The 15,833-nt window shown below is 60.9% G+C and carries 16 protein-coding genes; 6 read left to right on the top strand and 10 right to left on the bottom strand.

Annotation, left to right across the window (positions count from 1 at the left end):
• Positions 1-79: 79 nt before the first annotated feature.
• The 4 genes from ACWHTU_RS15745 to ACWHTU_RS15730 form a co-directional block, all read right to left on the bottom strand.
• Entirely contained in the window at positions 80-802 is a 723-nt protein-coding gene (locus ACWHTU_RS15745) for a rhomboid family intramembrane serine protease (protein WP_447860339.1), read from the bottom strand.
• A 58-nt stretch (positions 803-860) separates the two neighbouring features.
• Positions 861-1,760 carry a phosphoesterase gene (locus tag ACWHTU_RS15740; RefSeq protein WP_447860338.1) on the bottom strand — a complete coding sequence of 300 codons (900 nt, stop codon included), beginning with the start codon at positions 1,758-1,760 and terminating at the stop codon, positions 861-863.
• 75 nt (positions 1,761-1,835) lie between these two features.
• Complete coding sequence (locus ACWHTU_RS15735) at positions 1,836-2,897, bottom strand: LOG family protein (protein WP_447860337.1); 1,062 nt, start codon at positions 2,895-2,897, stop codon at positions 1,836-1,838.
• A gap of 114 nt (positions 2,898-3,011) precedes the next feature.
• Positions 3,012-3,779 carry a CBS domain-containing protein gene (locus ACWHTU_RS15730; protein WP_447860336.1) on the bottom strand — a complete coding sequence of 256 codons (768 nt, stop codon included), beginning with the start codon at positions 3,777-3,779 and terminating at the stop codon, positions 3,012-3,014.
• Between the two features lie 179 nt (positions 3,780-3,958).
• Between ACWHTU_RS15730 and ACWHTU_RS15725 the strand changes: the two genes are divergently transcribed.
• The 4 genes from ACWHTU_RS15725 (at position 3,959) to ACWHTU_RS15710 (ending at position 7,990) form a co-directional block, all read left to right on the top strand.
• Positions 3,959-5,425, top strand: a complete 1,467-nt coding sequence (locus ACWHTU_RS15725; protein WP_447860335.1) for a multinuclear nonheme iron-dependent oxidase — start codon at positions 3,959-3,961, stop codon at positions 5,423-5,425.
• Positions 5,422-6,606 (top strand): tRNA dihydrouridine synthase, encoded by a 1,185-nt coding sequence (locus ACWHTU_RS15720; protein WP_447860334.1) that lies wholly within the window; start codon positions 5,422-5,424, stop codon positions 6,604-6,606. The genes ACWHTU_RS15725 and ACWHTU_RS15720 overlap by 4 nt, the downstream gene beginning before the upstream one ends.
• A 3-nt stretch (positions 6,607-6,609) precedes the next feature.
• Entirely contained in the window at positions 6,610-7,242 is a 633-nt protein-coding gene (locus ACWHTU_RS15715; protein WP_447860333.1) for a Maf family protein, read from the top strand.
• 112 nt (positions 7,243-7,354) lie between these two features.
• Positions 7,355-7,990, top strand: coding sequence for a hypothetical protein (locus ACWHTU_RS15710; protein ID WP_447860332.1), 636 nt, complete (start codon positions 7,355-7,357; stop codon positions 7,988-7,990).
• 86 nt (positions 7,991-8,076) lie between these two features.
• Here ACWHTU_RS15710 and ACWHTU_RS15705 read toward each other — a convergent pair whose 3' ends face one another.
• The 3 genes from ACWHTU_RS15705 to ACWHTU_RS15695 form a co-directional block, all read right to left on the bottom strand.
• Positions 8,077-9,801: an ABC transporter ATP-binding protein gene (locus tag ACWHTU_RS15705; RefSeq protein ID WP_447860330.1), complete on the bottom strand. Its 1,725-nt coding sequence runs from the start codon at positions 9,799-9,801 to the stop codon at positions 8,077-8,079.
• Positions 9,802-9,900: 99 nt separating this feature from the next.
• The gene (locus tag ACWHTU_RS15700) at positions 9,901-10,119 is read right to left on the bottom strand and encodes a DUF6812 domain-containing protein (protein WP_447860329.1); all 219 of its coding nucleotides are present in this window, start codon (positions 10,117-10,119) and stop codon (positions 9,901-9,903) included.
• Between the two features lie 30 nt (positions 10,120-10,149).
• A complete protein-coding gene (locus tag ACWHTU_RS15695; RefSeq protein ID WP_083448210.1) occupies positions 10,150-10,245 on the bottom strand; it encodes an AURKAIP1/COX24 domain-containing protein in 96 nt (31 codons plus the stop codon).
• Positions 10,246-10,450: 205 nt separating this feature from the next.
• On the opposite strand from ACWHTU_RS15695, the gene ACWHTU_RS15690 reads away from it, so the two are divergent.
• Both ACWHTU_RS15690 and nadB read left to right on the top strand, forming a co-directional pair.
• Positions 10,451-10,966 (top strand): hypothetical protein, encoded by a 516-nt coding sequence (locus ACWHTU_RS15690; RefSeq protein WP_447860328.1) that lies wholly within the window; start codon positions 10,451-10,453, stop codon positions 10,964-10,966.
• Complete coding sequence (gene nadB, locus ACWHTU_RS15685; RefSeq protein WP_447860327.1) at positions 10,963-12,609, top strand: L-aspartate oxidase; 1,647 nt, start codon at positions 10,963-10,965, stop codon at positions 12,607-12,609. Before ACWHTU_RS15690 ends, nadB begins: the two co-directional genes overlap by 4 nt.
• On the opposite strand, the gene ACWHTU_RS15680 is transcribed toward nadB, so the two are convergent.
• From ACWHTU_RS15680 to ACWHTU_RS15670, 3 genes are all read right to left on the bottom strand, one after another.
• On the bottom strand, positions 12,545-13,261 hold the full coding sequence (locus ACWHTU_RS15680) for a lytic transglycosylase domain-containing protein (RefSeq protein ID WP_447860326.1): 717 nt from the start codon (positions 13,259-13,261) through the stop codon (positions 12,545-12,547). The genes nadB and ACWHTU_RS15680 overlap by 65 nt on opposite strands.
• Positions 13,262-13,355: 94 nt before the next feature.
• Positions 13,356-14,237, bottom strand: a complete 882-nt coding sequence (locus ACWHTU_RS15675; protein ID WP_447860325.1) for an aminotransferase class IV — start codon at positions 14,235-14,237, stop codon at positions 13,356-13,358.
• Between the two features lie 2 nt (positions 14,238-14,239).
• A complete protein-coding gene (locus ACWHTU_RS15670; RefSeq protein ID WP_447860324.1) occupies positions 14,240-15,739 on the bottom strand; it encodes an anthranilate synthase component I family protein in 1,500 nt (499 codons plus the stop codon).
• Positions 15,740-15,833: the final 94 nt, after the last annotated feature.

The raw sequence follows: 15,833 nt of genomic DNA, 5'->3' as shown, positions 1-15,833 counted from the left end.
CTTGGTCGCGGCGTCTCCGGCAAGCGTTATTGGCGGGTTGGAAACTCGCGGGAGCCGTCTATCCGGATTTCTCCGCCGCTTACCAGTCTTCGTATCGCCAGGATCGATGCCGGCGCGGAGCAAACAACCGGACATTCCGACGTTTGAAAATTCCAATCAGGGCCATGCCCGCGAGAAACCCGCCGATGTGCGCGAAAAAAGCGACCCCGCCGCCCTGCCGTCCGAGGCTGAGCCAGCCGCTCAGCGCCTGCAGCACGAACCAAAAGCCGAGGACGAACCCCGCCGGCACATACATCATGCGCGAGAACAACCCCAGCGGAATGAGCACCAGCACCTGCGCGCGGGGAAACAAGAGCAGATAGGCGCCCAGCACACCGGAGATCGCCCCGCTCGCGCCGACCATTGGGATGGTGGAAGACGGATCGATCAGTGCGTGGCTCACGGCGGCGAGAACTCCGCAGGTCACGTAGAAGATCGCGAACCGGACGTGTCCCATGACGTCTTCGACGTTATTGCCGAAAATCCACAGATACAGCATGTTGCCGATCAGATGCATCCATCCTCCGTGCAGGAACATGCTGGTCAGCAGCGAGAGCGAAGGGGGGACGGCCGTCACCTCCTGCGGAAGCGACGCATGGCCGAACACCACAGCCGGAATGGCGCCGTACGCGTAAATAAAAGCCTCGCCCGGGCCGGCCGGCAGGGAGGCTTGGTAGAGGAACACCGCGACACAGGCGGCGATGAGCGACACCGTGACGATCGGTGTGATTTCGGTGGGATTGTCGTCGTGCAGCGGGATCATGGTCGCGTGTTAGAGACGAAAGCTCAAGGCGAGGGGGTGATCCAGGGCGGTCATGGGCTCAGGTTATCCCGTCCGTGGAGCGTGGTCCCTCATTTCCGGGCTTTCGCCTCTCTCCCGCGGCACGTTCGAGCGGAGCGAGCGGCGACGGGGCGTCCGGCGGCAAAGGGACCGAAAACCCGGCGGCGTGGGTATGGCCGCCTCCTCCGAACTCGGCCGCGATGCTGCCGACATCGGTGCCGTCTTCGCGGGAGCGCAGGCTGTAGTAACGGCGGCCGTTCTTGTCGTGCCAGATGATGCAAAACGGATAGTCAGGCGAAAGCCGTTCGCCGATCTGACTGGTCAAGACCGGGCTCTGTACGGCGGGGACGACTTCGCCCTGGAACGAGACCAGGGTCGCGTGCGCCGCGAGCTTGCCGACCAGCTCATTTTCGTACCGGAGAATCGCGCGCCCCTCCTGTTCGAGTTCTTTTTGTCGAAAGGAATTCCAGAGGTTGAAATCGAAAGGATAGGATGCGAGCGCGGCGTTGATTTCCCGACTGCCCGGCAGTACCCACTGCCACAGGTCCTTGTCCTGGATGTATTGCAACAGCCACGGGGCCGGCTCGTCGTGGGCCCACTCCCATGCCAGCATCGCGCCCGACTTCTTGAGGTCAAAGTACGCATAGGGCAGCCCGGCCAGCGCGTTCTGGGCGGTGACGTGATGGTCGAGCACCAGCAAACAGGATGCTTCGCGGGCCATGTGTTCGAGAATCGGTCTCGAATAGCTGAAATCCACGATGACAATCCGCTGGCCAGCCAAGTTGGCGGGCGGCGGGTCGCCGTGCTTAACGGCGACGAATTGCGCCGAGGGAAAGCGCTTCCAAATGGCCCAGGCCGCGCCGAATCCGTCCGCGCATTCCGCATGATAGAGCACGAGGCTGGGCGGTTGGTCCGATTTATAGCGAGGCAGGCCCGACATTTCGCGTCACAGAATACCATGTCCGGCGACGGAGGCCAAAGAGTCTTTTGACGGAATCGGGAGGAAATGCGGGGCTCAAACGGGTGGGAGCGTCGGCCCCGGCAGCGCATTCAGATGGTCGATGAGTTGGCGAAGCCGGCCGGCGCTCCTTCGGTTGAAGAGAAACACCAGGCGAGGGAGGTCCTTCACGGCCGGCTCGTCAAGTTCCTCCGGGAGAGGACCCCGCTGTTCGAATACGCCTTCGCTCAGCAAGTCTTTGAAACGGTCGTTCACGTCGGCCACTTGCGCATCGGAGAGCGGATGTTTCAGGCGCATGGCCAACTGTCGACCCACGAACCGGATGGAATGGTAACGGCGATAGAAAGTCAGGATTTCCGCCACCGCTTGCTGCTCGCTGTCGAAGATTTTGAACAGGCTCAGATCCTCCTGGTTAATAAGGCCGCGTCCCAACAACTGGTCGGCGATGAAGTCGTACCAATGATTCCAGTAGTCGCACCCGGGTGCCTGAAGGCAGACGATCGGCTGAGGGTCGCTTTTGCCGGTCTGCGTCAAGGTCAGGATTTCGAATCCCTCATCGTGCGTGCCGAAGCCGCCGGGGAACAACGCAATCGCGTTGGCTTCTTTCTGAAAGGTAAGTTTCCGTGTAAAGAAATACTTGAAGGTGATGAGCTTCGGATCGTCGGCGATCACGGCGTTGGGACCCTGCTCAAACGGCAACAGGATGTTGACTCCGAAACTGTTCTCCCGGCCGGCTCCTTCTTGGCAGGCCCGCATGATGCCGTCCGCCCCTCCGGTGATCACCATGAACCCGTGTTGCACGATCAGGCGGGCGAACCGGTACGCCAGTTGGTAGTTGGGATCGTCCGGTTGGGTGCGGGCCGAGCCGAAGATGCTGATCTTCGGACGGCCGCGATAGGCCTGGAACACGCCGAAGGCGTGGCGAAGTTCTTTCATCGCCCGGTTGACGATCTTGAGGTCGAGCAAGTCCAGGCGGGATTCGCGCAGCCGCAAGACGCCAACCAGGATTTCTTTCATCAAAACGCTGGACAGGTCATCATCCGGTCCGTCCAGCAGGCTGTGCACCTGGGCCAGGATCTCTTCTTTAGTTGGAGTCGGGCGGCTGCGGGTTTGTGCCATGGGATCTGTTCCTTGGGGGACCCGTTGGAGAAGATGACGAGACCGACGCAGCGGTCGAATTCTACCAGGCAATCGTCGGCTGGTCAAAAGGCCGATGTGGGGAGAACCGCGGCCCTACGAGGATTTCTTGTAAAGATTCTGGATAGCCCATGCGCTGATACGCGATTGGTCTTCGTCGGACAGGTCGGTAAACTGAATTTCCACCCCGGGCGTCCGACGGTGGTGTTCGCCCTCGGATCGGTGAGGGGGGTGATAGCTCGTGACGATCACGCCGTGCACGTGGATGGAAACCGTTGAGCCCGGCAGGGTGAACGAAAGCGTCACGTGGGTCCCGGGCAACAGCAGATTCGGCGTTTCGACGAACGCGCCCGTGTGGCTCAACTGGATGATCGTGACCTTCTGGTCGACGCCCCGCTCGCGACCGTCAGAGATGCGAACGGACGCTGGAATTTGCGCGTGGCGTCGCTGAGGCGGGGAGACAAGGTCGCGGGCCGTCAAAATTCCCACCGGTTGATTCCGGTGGGTGACGATCAGCAGCGGGACCCCGGTCGAAACCATGAGCGTCGTGGCCTCTTCGATAGGGCGGTCGAATTCAATTGAGTGGACCGGCCTGGACATGATCGCGCGGGCCTCGATGTTGTGGGGTTCCAGCCCCTGCGCGACGACCTTCTTGACGATATCGCTGTGGGTCACGATGCCGATCAGGGTCTCGGTGTCTTTGACCAGAAGACACGGCACCTGTTCCCGTTGCATGACCAGCGCGGCTTCGCTGACCAGCACGTCGCCCGGAATTTGAATGACGCCGGGTGTCATCATCTGGGCCACCATTGCAGATGGAGAGTCGAACGCGATGTTGCGATCCTTGTTCCCGGTGCCTCTCATCGCGACCTCAATCGATCGGGCGATTGACGCGGTGTTCGAGGTCCCGGGATCACGATGCACAGGAAGTATAGCAGACGGAAACTCCGCGGAATGCCGCCTGTTCCCTTGCCAAGCAGACCCTCGGCCGATTAGACTGGCCCGGCGGCTTCGCGCTCCCGGTTCTGTCGAGTATAGGGGCAATGGCGGCGGTTGACCAGGAATTCTTGAAACGCATCGACGCGATCCCGATGCATGGGTTCGGGTTGTCGGCGGATGTGTATTGTCCCGAGGTTGGCGAACTGCTCGGAGCTTTGGGCGACGACGCATCGAACGTGGACTATGTGGAGCTCTTCAAAGCGAATGATGCGGCGCTTGCCGCGGTCAGACGCCGGCTGCCGTCGATCGCTCTGGCCTATCACGGGGAAGGATTGTGGATCACGCAGCCGGATTGGTGCGAACAGTATCCCTACAGGTTGGAATTGGAGACGGCGGCGGCGCATCTGCGGGTGCTGCGCAGCCATTGGATGACTCACGAATGCGCGAGCAAGCAGATGGCCGGCTATGCCTTCGGCAGGTATCTGCCGCCGCTGTTCACCGAGACCAGCGCGGCAGTGGTTGCCGAGCATATCACGCTGGTGCAGCACCACCTCGACCGGCGCTGCGAGATGGCGAACGGCATGGGACCGCTTTTTCTGCTGGAGATGCCTCCGCTCACCTATTTCGGATTCGGGACCGTTCCGATTGCGCGGTTCTTTCGACTAATCGCCGATCGCACAGCCTGCGGCCTGGTGCTCGACCTCGGCCATCTCTGGACGGTCTACCGGTATTCGAACGAGGGAAGGCGTTCCAGCATGGAGCGCTTCGCAGAGAACTTCCTGGATGTGTTCCCGATCGAGCGTGTGGTGGAGATTCATGTGGCCGGTCTGTCGGCGGAGGGAGATGGGGAAGAAGCGGCCGACAACACAACCCCTCCGCGTCTCCTTGACGACCATGCGGCGCCGATCCCGGACATGCTGTTCGACTTGCTCGCGCAGGTGCTGGCCCGTCCGGACTTGGTCCATCTCAGAGGGATCGCCTTGGAAGTCGACAATAAACCGATTCCACAGATCGTCCGGGAATATCGACGGTTCCGCAGAGCGTTCACCAGCGCCTTTGATCGGCGGGGCACGCCGCCTTCGGAGAAGGTGCACGCGGCGAAGTTCGATCGTAAAGGTCCGGGGGCGTCGTGCAGCCGCACCGACAAGATGCGGCTTCAACGCGACTATGCGCGATATGCCGAGCTTGTGTCCGGAGTCTCGCATCCACTGGCGACGGAATCACTGGAGCTGATTGGAGATCGTGATGGCGTGGACCGCTATCGTCGCCGCTATCTGCCGAATGAGCTTCTTCATTGGGGGGGAGACCTGCGCGACATGTTTCCGGAAACGTGCCGATTGTTGGAGGGGCGTAGCGTCGAGCTCGAGGAGTTCGTAAGCCATTGGTTTCGCATGCCTCGTCCGACGACGGCCCCGTATGATTTCTTTCTACTGAAGATCGAGCGGTTTGTCGAATTTGTCCGCAACCGGCTTCCCTCCGCGGTTCCGGCAGCGGAGCGCGAGGCTGCGATGCTGCGGACCGCCTACCAAGTGGCCAATGAGCCGGCGGTGGGAGTCGAGGTGACGGCATGAGCTTCTGGGATTCGCTTTCCCGGCCGATCATCGGGCTGGCTCCCATGGACGGCGTCACAGATGCGGCGTTTAGGAAGCTGGTGGCGGAACAGGGGCGTCCCGATGTTCTGTTCACGGAGTTCACGCATGTCAATCACATCTGCCGTGGCCCCGATTTCTTGGTGGAGACGCTGCGGTACAGCGAAGTCGAACGACCGATCGTCGCGCAACTGTACGGCAAGGATCCCGAACTGTTTTATATTGCCGCGCATGCGGTGTGCGAGCTCGGATTCGACGGGCTTGACATCAACATGGGCTGTCCTTCGCGCAACGTCGCCTCCTCGGGTTGCGGCGCAGGCTTGATCCGAACGCCGGCCCTCGCCCGCGCCATTATCCGCGCCGCGCGGCAAGGCATCCTGGATTGGTCGGCGGGACAGACGCCTGAGCAGGCGGGCCTCAAACCGGCGCGCGCGGATTTCCTGAGAGCGATGAATATCGCTAGGAACGGACACCCGACGGTGCCGCGCCGGGTCATTCCACTCTCGGTCAAGACGCGTCTGGGGTATGACTGCGTCATAGTTGAAGACTGGATTGCTCACTTGGTGGAGGAGCGGCCGGCGGTCATTTCCGTTCACGGTCGGACGCTGCGGCAGATGTACCAGGGCGAAGCGGACTGGAACGCCATCGCGCGGGCCGCGCGGATCGTGTCCGGAAGCGGAACCTTGCTGCTGGGAAACGGTGATGTCATGTCCATGCGGCAGGTTGTCCGGCGCGTGCTCGAGAGCGGGGTGCACGGCGTTCTCGTCGGAAGAGGAGCTTTGGGTGCGCCCTGGGTGTTCCGCACCAAGGACCTCGCGAAGCGCGAGGTCTGGTCGGGGCAGGACGGAGCTGACCGGCTCTCTGGCCCGCTTGATGTCGCGGTGAGCATGGGCGAGCGGTTCCGGGTGATGATGGCCCATGCCCGCCAGTTCTATGCGTTGTGCGGGCCCGAACGGTTTCCACGCATGCGCAAGCACTTGGGCTGGTATTGCAAAGGCTTTCCCACCGCCGCCGCGATGCGGGCGAAAATGTTCCAGGCGTCCAGCCCCGCCGATGTCGAGCGGATCATCGCGGAGTTCGCCCCACTGGCTGGTGTCGGCCGCGATGAACGGTCCAATTCTTCAGCACACGCGCGATCCTCTTCTGTCCTTTCGGTCATCTGATTCATGCCGCTGATCCTCGCGTCAACCTCTCCCCGCAGGATCGAACTTCTGGGCCTTCTCCAAGTCCCATTCAGGGTCGAGAGACCGTCGTATCAGGAGCAGGTGCGCCCCGGCGTGCCCGCCGCAACTCTGGCGGCGGAATTCGCTCGGGGCAAGGCGGACTCTTGCGCCGCGCGCTTTCCCGACTCGCTGGTTCTCGGCAGCGACACGCTGATCGATCTGGACGGTGCGGTGCTGGGCAAGCCGGTCGATCTGCCGGGGGCCCGCGCCATGCTCCGGCGCCTCTCCGGCCGAGAACACGTGATCCATACCGCGGTTGCCTGCAGGCGGCTCCTCGACGGCGTTGACGATGTGGTTGAAACGAGCGTGCGGGTCTGGATGAAGAATTTCGGACCCGAAGAGATCGAACGCTATCTCGACACCGGCGAAAGTTTGGGAAAGGCCGGCGCCTATTCCATTCAGGGCCTAGGAGGCCAATTGATCGCCAAGATCTCTGGCGATTATACGGCCGCGGTGGGGTTGCCGATACGGCTGGTGGCCGATCGTCTCCAAGCCTATGGGATCGAGGTGCCGGTGGATGTGGAGGCCTTGTACCGGACGAAACCGTATCCCAATTGGTCGCGCTTCGCGAGCTAGATTGCAAAACGCTTTGGCCATTCCTTACAATGCCACCCACACGAGGCACGTTTCGCGCAAGGAGGGGTTCATGTGTGCGGGGGTCGAATCTGGAAAATGGAGGGGGGGAGGAGTGTCGGCGGCGCTGGCGGCCGTGACGTTAGTTGGATGGGCTCTGGGGGCTGCTCCGGCCGCCGCGATCGATGTGAAGCTGACGATGGAGGAAGCCAAGAAGGCTCTCGAAGCGGGTCGGGTGCCGATGGAAAAGGCGAATACTCCGGAAGAGGTCAAAAAGGTTTTGCAGCAAGCGTCCTTGGCGACTCGCGTCGGCGCCGATCCAGAGAAGGACCCGTGCGGTGCCAGCGCCATTCTGCGAACCAAGCGGTATCGGTTGGAAGCGTTCGGGCGGCAGGAAGCCACCGAATCCAAGAAGCAGAAGAAAGACGTTCGAATGCCAGAAGAGTTCATCCAGAAAGTCATCGACATGCCGAACATGGAGATCGAGGTGCAACTCTGCGGAGACGATGAGTATTTCGCAGAGGGGGTTCAGGTGGTGTTTCAGCAGAACGGCAAGACCATCAAGCCTATCGATGTGAGTCCGGCCGAACGCGGCCGCAAGAACGATGGCCAGGGGCCAGCCTACCGTTCCCGTTTCACCGCCCGATTCGCCTATGAGAGCTTCGACCCGAACGCCAAAACCAAAGTGATCATATTCTATCCGGACGGGAAGATGGTCGATTTCGACGCGGATTTCTCGAAGGTGAAATAATAAAGTGAACGGCGACCTGCGGATAACTCAGAGCGGGTAGCAGATCTTCGAGGGGAAGACTTCGCTGGGTGCCATCGGTTGTTCGCTCATTGCTCTTGCAAGCGGAGCGTATACAGGTAGTGATAGAAACCCCGCCGTTCCATCAATGAGGCGTGGGTCCCCTCTTCTATAATCCTGCCCTTATTTAGCACCAGAATCCGGTCGGCCTGCTGGATGGTAGTGAGCCGGTGCGCGACCACAAAGGTCGTCCGGCCGGCCATCAACCGTTCGAGCGCATCCTGAACGAGTCGCTCGGATTCACTGTCCAGCGAAGAGGTCGCTTCGTCGAGAAGGAGAATTCTCGGATTTTTGAGAATCGCCCGGGCGATCGCCACCCGTTGTCGCTGGCCGCCTGAAAGATTCACGCCCTTTTCGCCGACGACGGTCCGGTACCCGTCGGGCAACGTGCTGATGAATTCATGGGCATGGGCCGCTCGGCTGGCGGCGAGGACTTCCTCTTCGGTCGCATCCTCGCGACCGTACCGGATGTTGTCGAGAATCGTCCCTCCGAACAGGATGGTTTCCTGGGGCACCAAGGCGATCTGCCGATAAAGACTGTCCAGCTTCACTTGGCGGAGATCATATCCATCGATCGTAATCCGCCCCTCGAGGGGATCGTAGAAGCGATGGAGCAGATTGATGACCGTGGTTTTGCCCGCGCCGGTCGGTCCCACCAGCGCGATCCGCTCTCCCGGCTTGGCCTCGAACGAGACGTCCGTTAGTACCGGCGCGCGCGTGTCGTATGCGAAGGAAATCCGCTCGGCCCGCACGTGGCCGGCGATCAGCGGCAAGTCCACGGCGTCGGGCTGGTCGCCAATGTCGGGTTCGGTGTCGAGGATCTCAAAGATTCGCTGCAAGGAGCCCTGGGCTTCTTTGACTTGCGCGAACACGCGAGCGGCCGAACTGAAGGGCCCGATCAGGATACCGGCGAACAGCACGAAGGCGAACAGGTCTCCTGGCGTCACCATCCCTTCGATCACCTGGAGACCGCCATACCACAGCACCGCCGCTGCAACCGAGAAGGTCAGTAGGCTGATGGTGGGGATAAAGACGGCGAGCACTGCCGCCCGGCGGAGCGAGATGGCCAGGGAGGCCTGGATCTGCGAGGCGAACCGTCGCTCCTCGTGGGCCGTTCGGACGAAAGACTTGACGATGCGGATACCGGAGAGCACTTCCTCCACGAGCGTGCTGATCGAGGCGGTCTGGTCCTGAATTGACGTGGAGAGCGCTTTGAGCCGCCGGCCGAAGAGGCGGGCGACGAGCACCAAAATTGGCAGGAGAAGCAGAATCAACAAGCAGAGGCGCCAATTCATCACGAACAGAAAGACGGTGCCGCCGACAAACGTGACCAACTGCTTGGCTGAATCGATGGGTGTCTCGGTCATGACGGTCTGGACAAGGTTGATGTCGTTCATAAGCCGAGAGAGTAGCTCCCCGGTCCGGCGTTTCACGAAGAAGCTGACTGACAATCTTTGGAGGTGGGCAAACAGATGCATGCGAAAATCCGCCACGACCCGCTGCGAGACCCAGGCTGTCAGATAGCTGTGCCCCATGGAGAAGAGCCCTTGCAGCGCGATAAGCCCGATGAACAATCGGATCGCGTCGGTCATGCGTTGCGGGTCCCGGTGCACGGTGATGATGTCCCAGAGGCTGCCGGCCAGTCTCAACAAGGCGAGGTTGAAAGCCGCGACCGCCATGGTCATGATCGTGGCGGCCGCCATACGCGGCAGGTAGGGTTTGAGAAAGGGATACAAGCGGGCGTAGTGCGACATGAATCGGGCTCTTAAGCACGGATGGTTGCCAAGGGAAGCGCCATGAAAGTGGGCGACGGGGAGTGAGGCCGAGAAGACGGGAAGCCGAGGAGAAGAAATCTACAACTGGGCGATCGACTCAATGAGGTTCTTGTTGATCGCGACGAAGTCGGATCGATCTTTGTCGTTGATGAGCACATCCGTCAAGTTGATGAAGAGCCGTTGTTCTTCGTTGATCGCGTCAGAGACGCGGTTGCGCATCGGGGGGATGAGAAAATCCCCGACGTATGTGCAGTTGACCGTTCGAACGCGGATGCGGACTTTTTTGCCCTCGGGCACGGTGGCCTCCGTCCCTCAAACGAGGTGTCCTCAGCTCTTCCGGCGCAGGAACTTCTGGCGCCGGCGCAGCTTCTTATACTTGTGCTTGCGCATCTTCTTCCGGCGTTTCTTCAGCACGCTTGACATACGCGATCTCCTCGCAGTCGGAGTCTAGAGTCTTCCCGCGCAAAATGCAAGCACTATGCGGTGCTTTACGCAAAGCCTCTAACCCGACGCGGCAGTCTCGTACCATAGCGTTTGCGACGCTGTCAAGCAATCGACCAACAGAACCGCGTCCGCTGCGCCGTGCCTGTCGCTTGACCCGCTTCGACGCGGATTTCTATACTGCGGCATGGTCACGCCAGAACGTCGCATAGTAAGACTCATCGCGCTTTTGTTTCCTCTCGCCATGTTTCTGTCCGCCTGTTCGTCGAAAGGGCCTCAGTATCCAGAAGATCATGAGCGGTTTCGGCGAATCGACGCGGCGGTCGAATCGCTGCGCAAAGCCTACGTCAATAGAGATGCTTCGGCGTTAGAGGCGTTGATGTTGCCGCTGGACGCGCTGGAGCGGCTGCACCGCGACGTCCGACGCGACTTCGACAGCTTCCAGGAGATCGCCCTGGACTGGACGATCGAGCGCATCGTGATCGACGGAGACAATATCGACGTCTTCGTGCATTGGCAAGGACAGTGGAAGCGGGAGCCTGGCGAACCCGGTATCCGCCAACGCGGACACGGCCGTCTTCAGTGGGTCGGAGTTCAGTCGATTCTTCTCAAGGGACTGGAGGGCGATTTACCCTTCGGGATGACGGTCCGCCAAGCGGGTTCCGAACAAACGGATGTCGATTCGGGGAAGGGGCAGCGATGAGGTCGGTGACTCGAAATAACACGGCGGAGGCAGATTTTTTGGTCGTCGGGAGCGGGGTCGCGGGCTTGCGCGCCGCGATCGAGCTGTCTTCGCACGGCCGCGTCTTGATCCTGACGAAAGGTCACCCGCTTGAAAGCAGTTCGATCTATGCGCAAGGCGGCGTCGCGGTGGCGTTGAGCGAGGAAGATGATGTGGCCATCCATCTAAACGACACGCTGAAGGCGGGCCATGGGCTGTGCCGGGAAGAGGCCGTGCGGGTGCTGGTGGAAGAAGGGCCGGAACGCGTTCACGAACTCATTGCCTGGGGAGCCGAATTCGATAAGGTCGACGGAAAGTTCGCCTTTGCCCGGGAGGCAGCGCACAGCCGCAGCCGCATCCTCCGAGCGCGCGGGGACGCGACCGGCAACGAGATGGTTCGGGTGTTACTGGCTCAGGCAAGTCGGCACAAGCAGATCTGGCAACTCGAGCGCCATTTCACGGTGGACTTGGTCGTCGTAGATGGACGGTGCTGTGGCGCGCTGGTGCTGGATGAGCTGTCGGGGCAGCGGATCGTGATCCCTGCCAAGGCGGTGGTGCTGGCGACCGGAGGGGCAGGACAGATCTATGCGCGGACCACGAATCCGCCCAATGCCACCGGGGACGGGATGGCGATGGCTTTGCGGGCCGGGGCGGTACTGGAGGATATGGAGTTCGTGCAGTTCCATCCTACGTCGCTCTATCTGCCGTCCAGTCCGCCGTTCCTCCTTTCCGAGGCAATGCGTGGGGAGGGCGGCCGACTCCGCAACAGCAAGGGTGAACTTTTCATGCACAAGTACCATCCGGCGGGAGACCTGGCGCCGCGCGATATCGTCGCCCGTGCGATTTGGTCCGAGATGGCGGCAACCCGTTCCCGCCACGTCTACCTGGACGTCACGCACCTGGACGCGGCGTTCATCAAACGGCGGTTTCCAACCATCTACGCCACCTGCCTGCGCTACGACATCGATATCACGGAGGAGTGGATTCCGGTCTCGCCCAGCGCCCATTACATGATGGGAGGGGTGCGGACCGACCTGTCGGGCGCGACAAGCCTGCCCGGCCTGTTCGCGGCTGGAGAAGTCGCCTGCAGCGGAGTTCACGGCGCCAATCGTCTGGCCAGCAACTCGCTGTTGGAAGGGCTGGTGTTCGGGACTCGGGCAGCGAGGGCGGCGACAGCGTTCGCTTCGCGCCTGCCAGGCGTTCCGGCGGTTCCGTCCGCGAAAGAACTGGAAGGCGGCGGATTGTGCGAGCTGGAGGATGCCGAGAAACTGCGGAGTTCGTTGCGTCGACTGATGTGGGGAAAAGTCGGATTGGTCAGGACGCAGGACTCCCTCGCCAGCGCGACGGCGCAACTGTCGCGCTGGGCACACTTGGTGTCACGGTCCTTCAGAACGAGGACGGCGTTGGAAGTGAAGAATATGATTCAGGTCGCACAGTGCATCGCCGAATCGGCGCTATGGCGAGAGAACAGTGTCGGTGCGCATTACCGGGCGGACTTCCCCGAAAAAACGCGACCGGATTGGCGCCAACATAGCCAAGTGACGCAGGTCAACGAGCGTGTCATGGCCGTGGAAACGACGAAAACGCGAGGTCAGGTGGTTGAGTGGCGTGGGCGCGTGCGGTAACGGTCTTGAGTCCGGAACCGGCATTGGCGAACAGGAACTGCCGGTAATAACGGAGGACTTTGGAGACATACCGGCGCGTTTCATCGATCGGCGGTAGCGCCCGGTACCGGTCCACCAGGGTTTCACCTGCATTGTAGGCCGCGAGGGCGAGGGGAAGGTTGCCATGGAAGCGGTCGAGCAGGTAGCGCAGGTGCCTGGCTCCTCCACTGATGTTTTCGTCGGGATCATAAATGTCTTGCACATCCCATTGCATGGCTGTTTGCGGCATCAACTGCATGAGTCCCACAGCTCCCGCTCGCGAGACCGCCATGGGGTCGAAATCCGACTCTGCTTTGATCACCGCCCGCAGCAGCGCCGGGTGAAGGCGGTGCCGCCGGGAGTGCCGTGCGATCACGTGTTCCAACTCTTTTTCGGACAAGGAGTTGCGAAGGCTCGTCGACTCCAGGTCGATTCTCCGATAGCGGGGATCAGACGGCACATTGGTCAGGGAGACGGTGCCGTTCGCGTCAATAAACTGGTAGATTTCGGCCCGAGCGAGGACAGGGAAGGGCAGGATCGTCGTCAGAGCAAAGAACACCACGCCGATCGTAGGCCGGAGGCTGACGTCACTCGGTTGCAGGGTGATCGTTGCTCGGCTTGACAATGGAAACATGGTGTTCACCATAGCATCACACTCAGGACCTGTCAAAAATTAGCAAGTCCTGTGCCGACATCGAATTCCGCTGCCGTCAAGCCCGCACGAACGGTCACGGTGAGTCTTCCCCAAAACGGCGGCGCTGGTCGACAAAAATCGCGTGCAACTGTTGGGTCGTCGGACCTGGTCGTCCTGATCCAACCGTGGATCCGTTCACCCGCGTGACGGGCATCAGTTCCATGCTGGTATTGGTGAGGAAACACTCTTCCGCTTCCAGCAAAGCCGGGACGTTGTAGCGGCCTTCTTCCGTCGGGATCCCGTGCTCGCGAGCCAATAGGAGGACCAGATCCCGGGTGATCCCATCCAGAATGCCGCACTCGACCGCCGGCGTGCAGAGTCGGCCATGGCGAACGAAAAAGAGGTTGCTGGTCGTGCACTCGGTCAAGTGTTCCTGCCAATTCAACATGACGCTGTCGAAAGCTCCCGCTCGAATCGCTTCCTGCTTCGCCAGGATGTTGTTCAGGAAGTTCAGCGATTTGATGTGCGGGGATAAGGCCGCAGGCAGGTTGCGCCGGGTGCGCGCGATGATCACATGGACGCCGTCGCGATAGAAATGCGCCGGATAGGCGGCGAGAGCTTTCGCCACAATGACCACTGTTGGATGCTGACAGAGCGAAGGGTCCAGCCCGATCTCGCCTTCGCCGCGGGTGACTGTGATGCGGAGATAGGCATCAGTTTCTTCGTTACCGACGGCGTTGCGTGCCATGGCCTCGTGCAACAAGCCAGGCCAGTCCTTCGAAGGAATAGGAATCTCGATTCCGATGGCCTCCGCCGAGCGACGCAATCGGGCCAGGTGGCGGTCCCGCATGAAGATTTGAGGACCGTACGATCGGAGGGTTTCATAGACTCCATCACCATAGAGAAAACCATGGTCGAAGACCGAAACCACGGCTTCCTCCGCTCGAACGAAACGATCGTTCAAAAAGATCCACATGGTCAGGCTTCCTGCAGGGCTTTGAAAAAGGCGAGGGCCTTGAACAACGTTTCGTCGTACTCCCGGGTGGGATCGGAGTCAGCCACGATGCCAGCTCCGACCTGCAAATACCCGCGTTCGCCAGTCAAGACCAACGTGCGGATCACGATGCTTAGGTCTAAGTCTCCGCTCCAGCTCAAATAGCCGAGCGAACCTGTATACGGTCCGCGCCGGACGGGTTCCAGGCTTTCGATGATTTCCATACACCGGAGTTTAGGCACGCCGGTGATGGTGCCGCCGGGGAACACCGCCTTGATCAGATCGCCCGCGTCCACGGTGGGACGCAATGTGCCGACGATGTTGGACACAAGATGGCTCACATGGGAGTATTGCTCGACAAGCATAAACTCGTCGACGTGCACGGAACCGAATTCGCAGACACGACCCAGATCATTGCGCTCGAGGTCGACCAGCATCAGGTGTTCGGCACGCTCCTTGGGGCTGGTGAGGAGTTCGTCGATGAGTCGCCGATCCTCGGTGCGGTCCCGGCCCCGCGGTCTTGTGCCGGCAATCGGACGGGTTTCCACACGGCGGCCTTGTCGTCTGACGAGTCGTTCGGGCGAGCAGCTCACGAGGCAAACATCGTCAAAGATCAAGAGCGCCGAAAACGGAGCGGGATTCACGCGGCGGAGCCGATCGTAGAGGTTCAAAGCCAACGGCTGCCAGGCCGCGGAACGGCTGGGGCCGGGCCTCACGGTAGCGTCTTTCCAGGTGAGCGTGAATCGATGAGAAAGGTTGGCCTGATAAATGTCTCCCGCGGCGATGTATTCTTGGCATCGCCGCACGCGGCCCATGTAGGCCTGGCGGGTTTGGTCCGGATGCATCTCCAGCGCGCTCCAGGGTTCCGCATCGTCCGCATGGACAGACCGGCTTGTCAGTCTTGCCTCCAGCTCCGCCAAGCGATCGCACCCTTCCCGATAGAGCTTCTCTCTGGGTTCGCTCAGCATCCGCGCTAAGGGTGGACAGAAGATCAAGTGGAGCGTCCGGGTTCCGTGATCCAAGGCGGCGAGTAGATCGACAAAAGCAAAACAGAGATCGGGCAGGTCGAGATCATCCTTGACCAACGAAGGGAGCGTCTCGAAGGAGCGGGCGAGGTCGTAGCTCAAGAACCCAATGGCCCCTCCGAAAAAAGGCGGGACCCCGTCGGGTCTGGAGATTTTGCCATCTAGCAAGACGCGTTGAAAGCAATCAAAGGGCGTTTGCGCCAAGACCACTCTCCGGTCCGGCGTGTTCACGACACAGGCCCCGTTTTTGCCCGTAAGCGTCATATACGGGTCGCTGCCCATGAATGAGTAACGCGCGGTCGAGTCATTACCCTTGCCGCTTTCCAGGAGGAACGACGGTCGGTTGGGTCTGGCGATGCGGCGGTAAAGCTCGAAGGGGTCGGCTGCCGGTTGGGGAAGGGAAAGCACCAGCGGCTGCGGAGGGCCGTTCAGAAAAGACGCGCGCGAAAGATGAACCATATCCTGAAACCGGTTATAGGACTGACCAGCGGAATCGCGGTATGGTTGTACCATAGGGCAAGGGAACCAAGCCAGTTGCGCAACCCCCCCGGCG

This window comes from Nitrospira calida, assembly GCF_976986435.1.
The sequence above is the reverse complement of the archived record's forward strand: the minus strand, read 5'-3'. Positions and strand labels throughout refer to the sequence as shown.